Raw genomic sequence first — 15,723 nt, forward strand, 5'->3', positions numbered from 1 at the left:
CCCCACGAACGATCAAGAGGTTCGCGTCATGTCGACTGGCCGATCATGACGCAAACCTCTTGATCAACGGGGGCCGGCCGGGCCAGGGCCGGGTGGATGGGTCAGGTGGGGTCGGCCACCGGGGCGGCGGGGCCGGCGGTGCCGGTGTGCGGGGCGGCCTGCGGCTTCGGCTTGGCGTCGATGCCGGCCTCGGTGCGCTGCTGGGCGGTGATCGGGGTCGGCGCGCCGGTCAGCGGGTCGAAGCCGCCCCGGGTCTTCGGGAACGCGATCACCTCGCGGATCGAGTCCGCGCCGGCGAGCAGCATGCAGACCCGGTCCCAGCCGAACGCGATGCCGCCGTGCGGCGGCGGGCCGTACTTGAACGCCTCCAGCAGGAAGCCGAACTTGTCCTGCGCCTCCTCGGGCGTGATGCCGAGCAGGTCGAAGACCCGGCGCTGCACGTCGCCGCGGTGGATACGGATCGAGCCGCCGCCGATCTCGTTGCCGTTGCAGACGATGTCGTACGCATACGCCAGCGCCCGGTCCGGCGCCTCCTCGAACCGGTCCACCCAGTCGGCGTTCGGCGAGGTGAACGGGTGGTGCACGGCCGTCCAGCCGCCCTCGTCGGTGCGCTCGAACATCGGCGCGTCGACCACCCAGCAGAACGCCCAGGCGCTCTCGTCGACCAGCCCGGCCCGCTTGGCGATCTCGATCCGAGCCGCGCCGAGCAGTTCCTGCGCCTCCCGGGTGTTGGCGCTGGCGGCGAAGAAGATGGCGTCGCCCGGCTTGGCGCCGACCGCGTCGGCCAGCCCGGCCAGGTGCGCCTCGGAGAGGTTCTTGGCCACCGGGCCACGGGCCTCGCCGGTCTCCGCGTCGAGCACCACGTACGCCAGGCCGCGCGCGCCGCGCGCCTTGGCCCAGTCCTGCCAGCCGTCCAGCTCCTTGCGGCTCTGCGCCGCGCCGCCCGGCATGACGACCGCGCCGACGTAGCCGCCCGCGTCGATCGCGCCGGCGAACACCCGGAACTCGGTGCCGCGCAGGTAGTCGGTCAGCTCGGTCAGCTCGACGCCGTAGCGCAGGTCCGGCTTGTCCGAGCCGTACCGGGCCATCGCGTCGTGCCAGGTGATCCGCGGGATCGGCCGGGAGATCTCGTGCCCGGCCAGGTCGGACCAGAGCGCCGCGACGATCGCCTCGCCGAGGTCGATCACGTCGTCCTCGGTGACGAAGGACATCTCGATGTCGAGCTGGGTGAACTCCGGCTGCCGGTCGGCGCGGAAGTCCTCGTCCCGGTAGCAGCGGGCGATCTGGTAGTACCGCTCCATGCCGCCGACCATCAGCAGCTGCTTGAACAGCTGCGGGGACTGCGGCAGCGCGTACCAGCTGCCGGGCTGCAGGCGCACCGGCACCAGGAAGTCGCGGGCGCCCTCGGGGGTCGAGCGGGTCAGCGTCGGGGTCTCGATCTCCAGGAAGTCGCGCTCGTGCAGCACCGCGCGGGCGAGCTGGTTGGCCCGCGAGCGCAGCCGCATGGCCTTCGCCGGCCCGCTGCGGCGCAGGTCCAGGTAGCGGTAGCGGAGCCGGACGTCGTCACCGGCCTCGACCTGGTCGTCCACCGGCAGCGGCAGCGGCGCGGCCTCGGAGAGCACCTCCAGCTCGGCGGCGGTCACCTCGACCTCGCCGGTGGGCAGGTCGGGGTTCTCGTTGCCCTCGGGGCGGCGGGTCACCTCGCCGGTCACCCGGACGCAGAACTCGTTGCGCAGCGCGTGCGCGTCCTCCTCGCGGAACACCACCTGGACCACGCCGGAGCCGTCGCGCAGGTCGACGAAGATCACGCCGCCGTGGTCGCGCCGGCGGGCCACCCACCCGGCGAGCGTCACCGTGGTGCCGGCGTCCGTCGCGCGCAGGCTGCCGGCGTCATGGGTACGGATCACGACTTGCGTCTCCTCATCTGCGGTACACGTCTGCTCCCCGCATTCTGTCAGGGTCCTCCGGTGCCGGCTGGCACCGGGCGCTCCTACCCTGCGTGACCCGGCCCGGACACGCGGGCGGGCCGCCGGGTTCACCCGGCGGCCCGCTGGCGTGCGTTCGGTCAGAAGATGCTGACGCCGTAGCGGCTCAGCGCCTCGGTGACCGGCTGGAAGTAGGTGGTGCCACCGGTGGTGCAGTTGCCGCTGCCGCCGGAGGTCAGGCCCAGGGCGGTGCTGCCGGCGAAGAGCGGGCCGCCGCTGTCGCCCGGCTGGGCGCAGACGGTGGTGCGGATCAGCCCGGAGACCGAACCCTCGGCGTAGTTCACCGTGGCGTTGAGCGCGGTCACCCGGCCGCTGCGCAGGCCGGTGGTGCTGCCGGAGCGCTGCACCGACTGGTTGACGTACGCGTTGCCGGCCGCGGTGATGTCGCGGTAGCTGCCGTTGTAGAGGTAGACGTTGCCGGCCGCGTTGGCGGAGTTGTTGTGCCGCACGATGCCGTAGTCGTTGCCCGGGAAGCTGCTGCCGGTCCGGGTGCCCAGCAGGTTGGTCTGGCTGGAGTTGCTGTACCAGCTGGAGGAGATGTTGGTGCAGTGCCCGGCGGTCAGGAAGTAGTAGGTGCTGCCGCTGCGCACGTTGAAGCCGAGCGAGCAGCGCCCGCCGCCGCCGGCGTAGATGGCGTGGCCGCCGGAGATCCGGGTGCTCAGCACACCGGGCTCGGCCTCGATCCGCACCGCGCCGTTGGTCCGCGCGGCGGCCGCCTTGACCCGGTCCAGCTTGGCGCCGGTGATCGTGCTGTCGACGGAGACCACCACCTGGTTGGTCGCCGGGTCGGTCCACCAGGCGGTGCCCGGGATCTTGGCGCCGTTCTCCAGCTCGGCGGTGGCCCGGGCCAGCTCGGCGGCGCCGCGGGTGACCAGCTTCGGGGTGGCGCCGGCCGCCCGGACCTCGCGGGCGGCGGCCGCGTCGGTCACGGTGACGACCATCTTGCCGCTGGCGTCGGCGTACGTGCCGGCGGACCGGTCGCCGAGTCGCTCAGCCAGGCCGGCCGCGGCATCGGGGGTGGCAGCCGCGGGTGCCGCCTGGGCGGGGGCGCCGAGCAGCGAGCCGGCGACCAGGGCTCCGGCCGCGGCCACGGTGACGGCGCGACGGAGAGATGACCTCGTGGGTCGCATGGAACAACCTCCCGGAAGGGGGTGACAGGGCCGCGCCGGGGGTGACGGGCCCGAGGGCGATGCCGGCCGAGCTGGGGACAACCGGCCGAGCTGAGTGAAGTATTCACATGTTTAAGATCCTCGGCAAGACCTAGTTTGCCCGTATTGACCCGACGCCCCGATGTAACACCGGCGCAACATTGTGGACAGAGAGCGTCATCTATACGATCTGGCCACCGCGTAGTTCTGGCACCCGCGATCCGGAGGCCGCCATGTCCCTCGCCCGCCGCGCGCTGGCCGCCCTCGCCAGCGTCACCGCCACCGTCACCCTGCTCGCCGCCGCCCCCTCCCCCGCCCAGGCCGCCCCCGGCCCACCGCCGAGCTCGATGGCGAGTCTCGGCGACTCCATCACCCGCGGCTTCAACGCCTGCGGCTGGTACGTCGACTGCACCGCGCGGTCGTTCAGCACCGGCGACTACGCCACCGTCAACAGCCACTATCTGCGGATCCGGACGGTCAACCCGGCGATCGGCGGCCGCAACCACAACGACGCCCGGTCCGGGGCGAAGTCGGCCGACATGTACGGGCAGGCCGGCACCGCGGTCAGCCAGGGCGTCGGCTACGTCACCATGCTGATCGGCGCGAACGACGCCTGCACCAGTTCGGAGTCGAGCATGACCCCGGTGAGCACCTTCCGGGCGAACATCGACTCCGCGCTCAACCGGCTCAAGGCCGGCCTGCCCACCGCCCGGGTGCTGGTGATCAGCATCCCCGACATCCACCGGCTCTGGTCCGTCGGCCGCACCAGTGGCAGCGCCCGCACCGCCTGGTCGCTCTTCGGCATTTGCCAGTCCATGTTGGCCAACCCGACCTCCACCGCCCAGGCCGACGTGGACCGGCGGGCCCGGGTCCGGCAGCGGGTGGTCGACTACAACACCCAACTGGCCCAGGCCTGCGCCGCGTACGGCGCGAACTGCCTGTTCGACGGCAACGCGGTGTTCGGCTACCCGTTCACCCTCGGCCAGCTCTCCGGCTGGGACTACTTCCACCCGAACACCAGCGGCCAGCAGGTGCTGGCGAGCGTCTCGTACGCCGCCGGCTTCCGCTGGTAGCGACGGCCCCGGCGCGCGGGCGGCCGTCCCGTCCGCGCGCCCACCGTCCACCCGCCTTCCCGTGCGTGCGAGTCGCTGGCCGCGCCGCCACACCAGCGGAGCCGGTTGCCGCGCCGACCTGTCGGACCGACCTTTCGGACCGGCCATCCCGGACCGGCCTGTCGGGCCGGTGGCGGGGCGGTCAGTCGGCCCGGCGGCGCGCTCCCGGGCCGGGCCGGGGCACCACGTCGCGCGCCGCGGTCACCGGGTGCCCCCGCTCGCAGCGCAGCTCGACGCGCACCTCGCCGCCGCAGTCGCGGTGCCCGACGCTCAACGGCGAGCCGTCCGGGTCGGCCAGGTAGCGGTCCCCCCAGCCGAGCACCGCCACCAGCACCGGCCAGAGGTCGAGCCCCTTCTCGGTCAACCGGTACTCGTGCCGTTCCCGGCTGCCCGGCTCCCGGTACGGCTGCCTGCGCAGCACCCCCTCCTCGACCAGGGTGGCCAGCCGGTTGGTGAGCACCTGGCGGGGGATCCCGGTGCGGATCCGCATGTCGTCGAAGCGGCGTACGCCGTTGAACACCTCGCGGAGCACCACCAGGGTCCACTTCTCGCCGAGCACCGCCATCGCCCGGGCGATGGTGCAGTTCTCCACCGACCAGTCCAGCGCGGGGGGTCTCATGCCCTCCAGGCTAGGTCTGATTGACAGACTCAGCAACGGGCTGCCAGGCTGAGTCCATGACACAGACGCAGGCGCGCAGCCGTACCTTCTCCTGGTCCGACCCGGGCCTCAACGCCGCGCTCGTCGGCCGGCGCAGCGGCCTGGAACTGCTCCGCGCGATGATCGCCGGTGAGCTGGCCGCGCCGCCGGTGATGCACCTGATCGACATGACCCGGATGGAGGCCGACGAGGGCCGGGTCGCGGTCGAGCTGGTGCCGCAGGAGTTCCACTACAACCCGCTCGGCACCGTGCACGGCGGGGTCATCTCCACCCTGCTGGACACCGCGGCGGCCTGCGCCGTGCACACCACGCTGCCGGCCGGCGTCGGCTACACCTCGCTGGACCTGAACGTGAAGTTCCTGCGTCCGGTCACCGTGGACTCCGGCGTCCTGCGCTGCGAGGGCACCGTCCTGCAGCGCGGCCGCCGCACCGCGCTGGCCGAGGCGAAGCTGGTCGACGCCCGGTCCCGGCTGGTCGCCCACGCCACCTCGAGCTGCCTCCTGCTTCCCCTCGACTCCCCCACGCCCTGACCGCCCACCCTGCGATCTTGCGGTCGCCACCCTGCCACGCGCGGCATGCGACCTCGGCCGGGGCGCCCACGAGCAAGATCGCCGGAGAGCCGCTCCGGGCGCGGTCGTCGTAGTGAGAGCCAGCGACGATCGCGCCCGGAGCGCCAGGGAGTGGGCTGGGCAAGGCGAGCGGCAGCACCCGGGGGTTGGGCAAGGCGAGCGGCAGCGCCCGGGGTGGCGGGGCGAGCGGCAGCGCCCGGAGCGCCGGGGCGAGCGGGAGCGCCCGGGGTGGGGCGGGGCGGTCAGCCGGCGGCGGTCAGTCGGGCCCGGCGGGCGTCGCGCTTGTCCTCGAACCGGGCGGCGGCGCGCTCCAGGTCGTCGAGCTGGCGGGCCAGCTGGTCGCGGGCGGCCTCACCGTCGCCGTCCAGGCCGGTGACGTTCCAGACGTCCCACTGCCGCAGCACCGGCATCAGCACCTCGTCCCGGTGCTGGCGCAGGTCGTAGATGCCGGCGAGCGCGATCGCCACCGACTTGCGGGCGAAGCCCTCGATCCCGTTGCCGGGCATCTGGAAGTCGGCCACCACATCCGCCACCGCCCGCATCGCCTGGCTGGGCGCCAGCTCGAAGGCGGCGGCGAGCAAGTTGCGGTAGAAGACCATGTGCAGGTTCTCGTCCGCGGCGACCCGGGCCAGCAGCGCCTCGCACACCGGGTCGCCGGTGGCCCGGCCGGTGTTGCGGTGCGAGATCCGGGTGGCCAGCTCCTGGAACGACACGTACGCCAGCGAGTGCAGCACCTCGTCGTCGTGCGCGTTGACGTAGCCCGCCGACATGTGCACCATCCGGGCCCGCTCCAGGGCGACCGGGTCGACCGCCCGGGTCACCGTCAGGTAGTCCCGGATCGCCGTGCCGTGCCGCCCCTCCTCGGCCGTCCACCGGTGCACCCAGGTGCCCCAGGCGCCGTCCCGGCCGAACAGGGTGGCGATCTCGTGGTGGTACGAGGGCAGGTTGTCCTCGGTGAGCAGGTTGACCACCAGCGCGGTGCGGGCCACCTCGGGAAGGGTCGAGTCGGCGTCCGACCACGGCTGGCCGCCCAGCGGGCCGTCGAAGGTGCGTCCCTCGCTCCACGGCACGTACTCGTGCGGGAACCACTCCTTCGCCAGCGAGAGGTGCCGGTCGAGGTTGCGCTCGACCACCGGCTCCAGCTCGACGAGCAGCGCGGTCTGGCTCAGTGCGGTCACAAGGCTCTCCCTACGGTGGCGTAACTTACGCCACCGTAGGTCCGATCGTCCGTCCGCGCCAGTCCTGTCCCAGCCGGACCGCCGGCGAGTCAGCCCACCAGCGGCTTCAGGTCCACCTCCGGAGGCATCCAGACACCGGCCTCGGCGGGCACCTGCGCACCGGAGCGGATGTCCTTCACCTCGTCCTGCTCGGCCCCGGGGAACCAGACGTACGGGATGCCGCGCCGCTCGGCGTAGCGGATCTGCTTGCCGAACTTCGCCGCGCTCGGCGACACCTCGGTGGGCACCCCCCGCGACCGCAGCGCCTCGGCCACCCGGTTGCTCGCCGCGCGCTGCTCCTCGCTGGCCACCGCCACCAGGACGCAGGTCGGCACGTCCCGCGAGACGGTCAGCGCCCCGGCGCCGAAGAGCAGGCCGAGCAGCCGGGTCACCCCGATCGAGATGCCCACCCCGGGGAACCGCACGGTGCCGGCGCTGGCCAGGTTGTCGTACCGGCCGCCGGAGCAGATCGAGCCGAACCGCTCGTAGCCGACCAGCTGCGTCTCGTAGACCGTGCCGGTGTAGTAGTCCAGGCCGCGGGCGATCCGCAGGTCGGCCACGCAGAGCCCGGGAGCGTGCTCGGCGGCGGTCTCCACCACCCGGACGAGTTCCTCGATCCCCTCGTCGAGCAGCGGATCGGTCACCCCGAGGGCGCGCACCGCGTCGGCGAAGGAAGCGTCCGGCGCGGAGATCTCGGCCAGCGCCAGGGCGGCCTTCGCCTGCGCCTCGCTCGCCCCGGCGGTCTCGGCCAGCAGTTCGGCGACCTTCGCCGGGCCGATCTTGTCGAGCTTGTCGACCGCGCGCAGCGCCGCCTCCGGGTCGCTGATCCCCACCCCCCGGTAGAAGCCTTCGCAGATCTTGCGGTTGTTGACCTGGATGCGCACCGGCGGGATCGGCAGCGAGCGCAGCGCATCGCCGACCACCAGCGGCATCTCCGCCTCGTGGTGCGGCGCGAGGGTGTCCCGGTCGACGATGTCGATGTCGGCCTGGAGGAACTCGCGGTAACGCCCCTCCTGCGGCCGCTCCCCTCGCCACACCTTCTGGATCTGGTAGCGGCGGAACGGGAACTGCAGCTTGCCGGCGTTCTCCAGCACGTACCGGGCGAACGGCACGGTCAGGTCGAAGTGCAGGCCGAGCGAGTCGTCGCCGGCCGGGCCCTCGGCGTCGGCCTGCAACCGGCGGATCACGTAGACCTCCTTGGAGGTCTCCCCCTTGCGCAGCAACTGGTCCAGCGGCTCCACCGCGCGGGTCTCCAGCGGGGCGAAGCCGTACAGCTCGAAGGTGCTGCGGATCCGGTCCAGCACGTACTGCTCGATCATCCGCTGCGGCGGCGACCACTCCGGGAAGCCGGAGATGGGCGTGGGCTTGCTCATGGCGTACTCCTTGGCGGTCCGCGCCGGGCGCGGTCAGGTCGTGGGGCCCGCGCACGGCGCGGGCGGGGGGTCACCAGCCTCGGCTGGGAGCGACCGGTCGCGCGCCGTCGGCGCCCGCCACCTCGATGAGGTACGGGTTTGTCGCGCGCTCACGGCCGATGGTGGTCGCGGGGCCGTGGCCGGGCAGGACGACGGTGTCGTCGGCCAGCGGGAGGATCTTGCTCCGCAGGCTGGCGAGCATCGTCGGCAGGTCGCCACCCGGCAGGTCGGTGCGGCCGATGGAGCCGGCGAACAGCACGTCCCCGGAGAGGCAGACCTCGTCCGCCTCCCACGGCGAGCCGGCGCCCGGCAACCGGAACAGCACCGACCCGCCGGTATGGCCCGGGGCGTGGTCGACGGTGATCTTCAGCCCGGCGAGGTCGAGGGTGAGCCCGTCGGTCAGCTCGGCGACGTCCTCCGGCTCGGCGTAGGGCAGCCGCCCGCCGAACAGCGCGGTGAGGTCGGCGGAGAGCCCCTTGGCCGGGTCGGCGAGCATCTCCCGGTCGTCCGGGTGCACGTACGCGGTGATGCCGCGGGCGCCGCACACCGGCGCGACCGAGAAGGTGTGGTCCAGATGGCCGTGGGTGAGCAGCACGGCGGCCGGGTGCAGGCGGTGCTCGGCGAGCAGCGCGTCGAGCCGGTCGAGCACCCCGATCCCGGGGTCGACCACCACGCACTGTTCCCCGGGCGCGGCGGCGACCACGTAGCAGTTGGTGCCGAAGGCGTCCGCGGGAAAGCCGGCCACCAGCACGGGCGATCCCCTTCCGTCGAGCTGTGCGTCCCTGTGAGCAGCCTAACCGGCGGCGCGAGTCGGTTCTGCGCATCCGCCCCGCCCGCCCCGTACGGCACAGTGACGCGCTCCGATAAGGGCAGCCCGGACCTCGTACACCACATTCCCAGCCGGTAGCCGTACACTCTGGCGGGCGTGTGGCGCGGCGCACGTGCCGCCCGACGGGGCGCGGGCCGTCCGTCCGCCGGTGACGACCAGGGTAGAGGAAGGGGAGCGCGGGTGGCTTCCAGCAGGGACCGGCAGCGCAAACTGGCGCGGGCCAAACTCGACCGGCAGTTGGCCCGCCGGGCCGCCCGGGCCCGGCGCCGCCGGCAGATCCAGGCCGGGGTGGGCGCCGCCGTCGTCCTGCTGCTGATCGTGGCCGGCACGGCCTGGGCGCTGGGCGCCTTCGACGACGACGGCAAGCAGAACACCGCCGCCGAGGAGATCTGCCTCTGGACCCCGCAGGACGCCACGGCCAACACCAACCTCAAGGACGTGGGCACCCCGGCGACCACCGGCCTGCCCACCGACGGCGTCTCGGCGATGACGATCACCACCAACCAGGGTGCGCCGATCACGGTCGAGCTCGACCTGGCCACCGCGCCGTGCGGCGGGGCCAGCATGGCGCACCTGGCCAGCCGGTCGTTCTACGACAACACCAAGTGCCACGAGATCACCGCCGAGGGCGCGCTGCGCTGCGGTGACCCCAGCGGCACCGGTCTGGGCGGGCCGACCTACTCCTTCTACAACGAGAACGTGCCTACCGCCCCGTCCGCGTCCCCGTCGGCCAGCCCCGCGCCGGACCAGCCCCCGGCGTACCCGAAGGGCACGGTCGCGATGATCGCCAACCCGCCGGGCGCCAACGGCAGCCAGTTCCTGATCTTCTTCAAGGACTACCAGACCACCGACCCGAAGTTCCCGATCATCGGCCGGGTCACCGGTGGGATCGACGTGGTGGAGAAGATCGGTGCCTTGGAGACCGTGGACAATGGGAGCGGAGCCAAGGTCAAGCCGAAGACCGACGTGGTGATCCAGAGCCTCACCGTGGGCGAGCCGGTGGCTCAGGCCACGGCGGCGCCGACACCGACGTCCTCGGCGACCGGCGCTCCGTCGGCCAGCCCGAGCGCCGGCTGACCCGGCCCCAACCACTCAGCGGCACCGGCCGCCCCCGACATAGTCCAGGAGGATCCAGGCGTGACGTCCACCAGAGAGCGGCAGCGCGCGGCGGCCCGCGCCCGGCTCGAGAAGGAGATGGCCGAGCGCGCGGCGAGGGCCCGCAAGCGCCGGCAGACGCAGGCGATCGTGGGGGCCGCGGCGGCTCTGCTGCTGGTGGTCGCCGGGACGGTCTGGCTCGCCACCAGCCTGGGTGACGACGACAAGACCGACAACACCGCGGCGCCGGAGGCCGGCTTCGTCCAGTGCGCCTTCACCGAGGTCCCCGCCGACCAGCGGACCAAGCAGATCAAGGACGTCGGGGTGCCGGGGGCGCAGCAGTCGAACACCGGCGTGCAGACCATGACGATCGACACCAACCTGGGTCCGATCACCGCCAAGGTCGACCGGGCCGCGGTGCCCTGCACGGCGGGCAGCTTCACCCACCTGGCCGAGAAGAACTTCTTCGACAACAGCAAGTGCCACCGGCTGGTGACCGAGGGCATCAAGGTGCTCCAGTGCGGTGACCCGAGCGCGACCGGCAAGGGCTGGCGGGAGACCGACGGCACCGGCGGCCCGAGCTACCGGCTCGTCGAGGAGAACCTGCCGACCGACAAGCGGCCGCCGTACCCGGAGGGCGTCATCGCCATGGCCAACTCCGGCCAGCCGGGCAGCACGGGCAGCCAGTTCTTCATCGTCTACGGCGACTCGCCGCTGGACCCGAACTACACCGTGCTCGGCACCATCACCGGTGGCATGGACATCGTCAAGCAGGTCGCGGCGGCAGGCGACGACAAGGCGTTCGCCCAGCAGGCCGGCGGTGGTCACCCGAAGAAGGAGATCACCATCAACAAGCTCACCATGAGCGCCCCCCAGGGCTGACCCGCCCACCCGCACGACGAAGCGCCCGCCGGCCCCGCCGGCGGGCGCTTCCACGTCCTCCACCCCACCCGCCGCCAGCCCCCGGAACCGGCGCGGCACCGGCACCCGGCACCCGGCACTGTGATCGTCTGATCGAGAACAGGGCACCGGAAGCCGGTTTTCCCTGCTGCACCGCAGACGATCATCGTGCCTCGGGTGGGCGGCGGCGGGGCCGGGTGGGCGGCGGCGGGGAGGCGGGCCGTGGCGGCGGGGTGGTGTCGCCGCCACGGCGGTGTCGTCAGGCGCCGGAGGTGACGCGGTAGGCGTCGAAGACGCCGTCGACCTTGCGGACCGCGGCCAGCAGGTGCCCGAGGTGCTTCGGGTCGGCCATCTCGAAGCTGAACCGGCTCACCGCCACCCGGTCCCGGGTGGTGGTAACGGTGGCGGAGAGGATGTTGACCCGCTCGTCGGAGAGCACCCGGGTGACGTCGGCGAGCAGCTTGTGCCGGTCCAGCGCCTCCACCTGGATGGCGACCAGGAACGTCGACGCGCTGGTCAGCTTCCAGCTGACCTCGACCACCCGCTCGCCCTGGGCCCGCAGGTCCTCGGCGTTGGCGCAGTCGTCGCGGTGCACGCTCACCCCGCCGGAGCGGGTGACGAACCCGAAGACCGCGTCCGGCGGGACCGGGGTGCAGCAGCGGGCCAGCTTGATCCACACGTCGCTGACGCCGCGTACCACCACACCCGGGTCGGCGCTGCTCTGCCGGCTGCGCGGCGGCCGGGTGGCGACGGCGGTCTCGGCGATGTCCTCCGCCGCGCCCTCCTCGCCGCCGTACGCGGCCATCAGCTTCTGCACCACCGACTGGGCGGAGACCTGGCTGTCGCCGACCGCGGCGTAGAGCGAGGCGACGTCCGGCAGGTGCAGGTCCCGGGCGATCGCCATCAGCGCGTCCGGGGTGAGCATCCGCTGCAACGGCATGCCCTGCTTACGCATCGCCTTGACGATCGCGTCCTTGCCGGCCTCGATCGCCTCCTCGCGCCGCTCCTTGTTGAAGTACTGGCGGATCTTCGTCCGCGCCCGCGGGCTCTTGACGAAGCCCAGCCAATCCTGCGTCGGGCCGGCGGTGTCGGACTTCGAGGTGAAGATCTCGATCACGTCGCCGTTGGACAGCGTCGACTCCAGCGGCACCAGCTTGCCGTTGACCCGCGCGCCGATGCACTTGTGCCCGACCTCGGTGTGCACCGCGTACGCGAAGTCCACCGGCGTCGAGCCCGTCGGCAGCGGGATGACGTCACCCTTCGGGGTGAAGACGTACACCTCCTGGCTGGACAGGTCGAACCGGAGCGCGTCGAGGAACTCGCTCGGGTCGGCCGCCTCCCGCTGCCAGTCCAGCAGCTGGCGCAGCCAGGTCATCTCGTCGATGTGCGCCGGCGGGCCGACGATCTGGGTGCCCTTGTGCTCCTTGTACTTCCAGTGCGCGGCGATGCCGAACTCGGCGGTGCGGTGCATCGCGTAGGTGCGGATCTGCATCTCCACCGGCTTGCCGGTGGGCCCGATGACCGTCGTGTGCAACGACTGGTACATGTTGAACTTGGGCATCGCGATGTAGTCCTTGAACCGGCCCGGCACCGGCTGCCAGTTGGCGTGGATCACGCCCAGCGCCGCGTAGCAGTCCCGCACCGTGTCGACCAGGATCCGCACCCCGACCAGGTCGTAGATGTCGTTGAAGTCGCGACCCCGCACGATCATCTTCTGGTAGATCGAGTAGAGGTGCTTCGGCCGGCCGGTGGTCTCCGCCTTGATCTTGGCGGCCTTCAGGTCGGTCTGGACCTTCTGGGTGACCTGGCGCAGCAGCGCCTCACGCTGCGGCTGGTGCTCCCCGATGAGGCGGTTGATCTCCTCGTACCGCTTCGGGAAGAGCGTGCCGAAGGCGAGGTCCTCCAGCTCCCACTTGATGGTGTTCATACCCAACCGGTGGGCCAGCGGGGCGAGGATCTCCAGCGTCTCCTTGGCCTTCTGCTCCTGCTTAGGGCGGGGCAGGAAGGTCAGGGTGCGCATGTTGTGCAGCCGGTCGGCCAGCTTGATCACCAGCACCCGCGGGTCCTTGGCCATCGCCACGACCATCTTGCGGATCGTCTCGGCCTTGGCCGCGTCGCCCAGCTTGACCTTGTCGAGCTTGGTGACCCCGTCGACCAGCAGCGCGACCTCGCCGCCGAAGTCGGCGCGCATCTGGTCGAGGGTGTACTCGGTGTCCTCGATGGTGTCGTGCAGCAGCGCGGCGACCAGCGTGGTGGTGTCCATCCCGAGATTGGCCAGGATGGTCGCCACCGCGAGCGGGTGGGTGATGTACGGGTCGCCCGACTTACGGTACTGCCCGGAGTGCCACCGGGCCGCCGTGTCGAAGGCGCGCTGGAGCAGCCGCGCGTCGGCCTTCGGGTGGTTCTCCCGGTGGGTCGAGATCAGCGGCTCCAGCACCTCGCTGACCTGCGAGGACTGCCAGGGCGCGTTGAACCGGGCCAGCCGGGCCCGCACCCGGCGGCCGGTGGGCGCGTTGGAGAGCGCGAACCCGGTGCTGGGCCCGGGCTCACCGGCGTCGGTCCGGAAGGGGACCACGACCGCGTCCGCCCCCGGCCGGGCGCCCTCGGTCCGGGCCGCGCCGGCGCGTACGCCCTCGGCCGGGCCGGAGCCGTTGCCAGAGCCCGTCACCCGGGCCGAAGCGTCACCGTTCCGGCCGGTCACCGAGCCGTCCGCGTCACCTGTCGGGTGCACCGTGCCCTCCACCGGAGGGACGACATCGTGGGACACCGGCCTCCTCACCGCTCGCCGGAAGTACACCGACCGTGCGCCGGCCGGCCTGGTCTCGCGCCACCCGGACGGCCCACCGCCCGGTCAGCAAAGGGCAATGCTACCCGCACGCACGGTACCCCGCCGCTCCGCCGGACGGACCGCACCGGATCCGTCCGACGGCCGGAGAGCTCAAACGGTCAGCAGGGCATGGACCGGACGCGGCGCCAGCCGCTCCCGGCCGCCGAGGAAGCCCAGCTCCAGCAACACGGTGAAACCGGCCACCGTGCCGCCGGCCCGCTCCACCAGTTCCAGGGTGGCCGCGGCGGTGCCGCCGGTGGCGAGCACGTCGTCGACCACCAGCACCCGGTGCCCAGCGGTGAAGGCGTCCTGGTGCACCTCCAGCGTGGCCTCGCCGTACTCCAGCTCGTACGACGCCGAGTGCACGGCCCGGGGCAGCTTGCCGGCCTTACGGACCGGCACCACGCCCACCCCGGTCGCGTACGCGATGGCGGCGGCGACCACGAAACCGCGCGCCTCCATCCCCACCACCGCGTCGAACGACTCCGGCCCGTGGTACGCGATGATCCGGTCGACCACCTCGCGGAACGCCGCACCGTCGGCGAACAGCGGCATCAGGTCCTTGAACACGACACCGGGCTTGGGGAAATCGGGCACGTCGAGCACCCGGCTGGCCACCAGTCGCGCGGCGTCCAGCCCGCTGTCCCCGCGTAGCCCGCTGCTGTGGGTCTCCGTCACGGCAGTTCTGTGTCCCTTCCACGACGACGGCGTCCTTCGTGCTGCTCGCACAGCATGAAGGACGCCGTCGGGTCGTCTCCTACCGGGTGTCCCCTGCGCCGCTCAGCGCCGCTTTCCACCCGGCCGGTTGCCGCCGCCACCGGACGGCCGCCCGCCCCGGGCGGTGCCGCCGGACCGCTTGCCGACCGGGCGGGCGCCCACCTTGGGCGCGGCGCCGGCCAGCGCGGCCGCCTCCGGGTCGACCGCCGCGGCGGTCTCCGCGCCCGTCCGCGGCGCGCCCTTCGGGGTGATCTCGCCCCGCTCGATGGCGCCCCGGCGGGCCAGGACGCGCTTGGTGTGCGCCTGGATCCGCGGGTCGTAGTTCTTCAGCAGCACCAGCAGCGGGGTGGCCAGCAGGATCGAGGTCAGGAAGGCCACCGCCATACCGACGAAGAGCACCAGGCCGAGGTCCTTCAGGGTGCCCGCGCCGAGCAGTCCGGCACCGATGAAGAGCAGACCACCGACCGGCAGCAGGGCGACCACCGAGGTGTTCAGCGACCGCATCAGGCTCTGGTTGATGGCCAGGTTGGCCGCCTCGCCGTACGTCTGGTTGTTGTTGGCGGTGATGCCCCGGGTGTTCTCCTGGACCTTGTCGAAGACCACCACCACGTCGTAGAGCGCGAAGCCCAGAATGGTGAGGAAGCCGATGATCGTCGACGGGGTGACCTCGAAACCGACCAGCGAGTAGATGCCCGCGGTGAGGATCAGGTTCATCACCAGCGAGGCGACCGCCGCGACCGCCATCCGCCACTCGAAGCGCAGGATCAGGTAGACCATCACCACCGCGATGAAGATCAGCAGACCGAGCAGCGCGCGTTCGGTGACCTGGCTGCCCCACGCCTCACTGACCTGGTTGCCACTGATCTGCGTCGGGTCGATGCCGAACTCGCGGGCGATCTCGGCCTTGACGTCGTTGGCCTGCTCGGCGCTGAGCTGGGTGGTGCGCATCTCGTAGAAGTCGCCACCGGTGCCGCCGACCTTCTGCGCGGTGACCACCTCGGCGCCGTCGCCCGCCGTGGCGAGCGCCGCGTCGACCTGCTCCTCGGCCCGCTCCAGCGTGCCCACGCTGGCCGGGATCTGGAACGAGTTGCCGCCGGCGAACTCGATGCCGAGGCTGAAGCCGCGCAGCGAGACGCTGAGCACCGCGATCAGGATCAGCGCGCCGGCGACGGTGAACCACAGCTTCCGCCGGCCGATGATGTTGAGACCGGCCTCGCCCCGGTAGAGGCGACTCGCCAGACCACTTCCAGCCAT

The 15,723-nt window shown here is 72.3% G+C and carries 13 protein-coding genes; 4 read left to right on the forward strand and 9 right to left on the reverse strand.

Annotation, left to right across the window (positions count from 1 at the left end; genetic code table 11):
* Positions 1 to 101 precede the first annotated feature (101 nt).
* On the reverse strand, positions 102 to 1,907 hold the full coding sequence (gene aspS / locus GA0070609_RS17925; RefSeq protein ID WP_088994838.1) for an aspartate--tRNA ligase: 1,806 nt from the start codon (positions 1,905 to 1,907) through the stop codon (positions 102 to 104).
* Between the two features lie 158 nt (positions 1,908 to 2,065).
* Positions 2,066 to 3,115 carry a S1 family peptidase gene (locus GA0070609_RS17930; RefSeq protein ID WP_088994839.1) on the reverse strand — a complete coding sequence of 350 codons (1,050 nt, stop codon included), beginning with the start codon at positions 3,113 to 3,115 and terminating at the stop codon, positions 2,066 to 2,068.
* A 251-nt stretch (positions 3,116 to 3,366) separates the two neighbouring features.
* Between GA0070609_RS17930 and GA0070609_RS17935 the strand changes: the two genes are divergently transcribed.
* Positions 3,367 to 4,206, forward strand: a complete 840-nt coding sequence (locus GA0070609_RS17935; protein WP_088994840.1) for an SGNH/GDSL hydrolase family protein — start codon at positions 3,367 to 3,369, stop codon at positions 4,204 to 4,206.
* Positions 4,207 to 4,387: 181 nt separating this feature from the next.
* On the opposite strand, the gene GA0070609_RS17940 is transcribed toward GA0070609_RS17935, so the two are convergent.
* The gene (locus tag GA0070609_RS17940; protein WP_088994841.1) at positions 4,388 to 4,864 is read right to left on the reverse strand and encodes a winged helix-turn-helix transcriptional regulator; all 477 of its coding nucleotides are present in this window, start codon (positions 4,862 to 4,864) and stop codon (positions 4,388 to 4,390) included.
* A 56-nt stretch (positions 4,865 to 4,920) separates the two neighbouring features.
* On the opposite strand from GA0070609_RS17940, the gene GA0070609_RS17945 reads away from it, so the two are divergent.
* The gene (locus GA0070609_RS17945) at positions 4,921 to 5,433 is read left to right on the forward strand and encodes a PaaI family thioesterase (protein WP_088994842.1); all 513 of its coding nucleotides are present in this window, start codon (positions 4,921 to 4,923) and stop codon (positions 5,431 to 5,433) included.
* Between the two features lie 281 nt (positions 5,434 to 5,714).
* Here the strand turns inward: GA0070609_RS17945 and GA0070609_RS17950 are convergent, their stop codons facing one another.
* From GA0070609_RS17950 to GA0070609_RS17960, 3 genes are all read right to left on the reverse strand, one after another.
* Positions 5,715 to 6,650, reverse strand: coding sequence for an acyl-ACP desaturase (locus GA0070609_RS17950; RefSeq protein ID WP_088994843.1), 936 nt, complete (start codon positions 6,648 to 6,650; stop codon positions 5,715 to 5,717).
* Positions 6,651 to 6,739: 89 nt separating this feature from the next.
* On the reverse strand, positions 6,740 to 8,062 hold the full coding sequence (hisS, locus tag GA0070609_RS17955) for a histidine--tRNA ligase (RefSeq protein WP_088994844.1): 1,323 nt from the start codon (positions 8,060 to 8,062) through the stop codon (positions 6,740 to 6,742).
* 70 nt (positions 8,063 to 8,132) lie between these two features.
* Positions 8,133 to 8,852 (reverse strand): MBL fold metallo-hydrolase, encoded by a 720-nt coding sequence (locus tag GA0070609_RS17960; RefSeq protein WP_088994845.1) that lies wholly within the window; start codon positions 8,850 to 8,852, stop codon positions 8,133 to 8,135.
* Positions 8,853 to 9,110: 258 nt separating this feature from the next.
* Between GA0070609_RS17960 and GA0070609_RS17965 the strand changes: the two genes are divergently transcribed.
* Positions 9,111 to 10,007: a peptidylprolyl isomerase gene (locus GA0070609_RS17965; protein ID WP_088994846.1), complete on the forward strand. Its 897-nt coding sequence runs from the start codon at positions 9,111 to 9,113 to the stop codon at positions 10,005 to 10,007.
* A gap of 60 nt (positions 10,008 to 10,067) precedes the next feature.
* The gene (locus tag GA0070609_RS17970; RefSeq protein WP_088994847.1) at positions 10,068 to 10,907 is read left to right on the forward strand and encodes a peptidylprolyl isomerase; all 840 of its coding nucleotides are present in this window, start codon (positions 10,068 to 10,070) and stop codon (positions 10,905 to 10,907) included.
* A gap of 277 nt (positions 10,908 to 11,184) precedes the next feature.
* On the opposite strand, the gene GA0070609_RS17975 is transcribed toward GA0070609_RS17970, so the two are convergent.
* From GA0070609_RS17975 to secF, 3 genes are all read right to left on the reverse strand, one after another.
* Complete coding sequence (locus GA0070609_RS17975; RefSeq protein ID WP_172899526.1) at positions 11,185 to 13,668, reverse strand: RelA/SpoT family protein; 2,484 nt, start codon at positions 13,666 to 13,668, stop codon at positions 11,185 to 11,187.
* A gap of 195 nt (positions 13,669 to 13,863) precedes the next feature.
* A complete protein-coding gene (locus tag GA0070609_RS17980; protein ID WP_088994849.1) occupies positions 13,864 to 14,430 on the reverse strand; it encodes an adenine phosphoribosyltransferase in 567 nt (188 codons plus the stop codon).
* A 102-nt stretch (positions 14,431 to 14,532) separates the two neighbouring features.
* Complete coding sequence (gene secF, locus GA0070609_RS17985) at positions 14,533 to 15,723, reverse strand: protein translocase subunit SecF (protein WP_088994850.1); 1,191 nt, start codon at positions 15,721 to 15,723, stop codon at positions 14,533 to 14,535.

Origin of the sequence: Micromonospora echinaurantiaca, assembly GCF_900090235.1 — a bacterium.
Taxonomy (GTDB): domain Bacteria; phylum Actinomycetota; class Actinomycetes; order Mycobacteriales; family Micromonosporaceae; genus Micromonospora; species Micromonospora echinaurantiaca.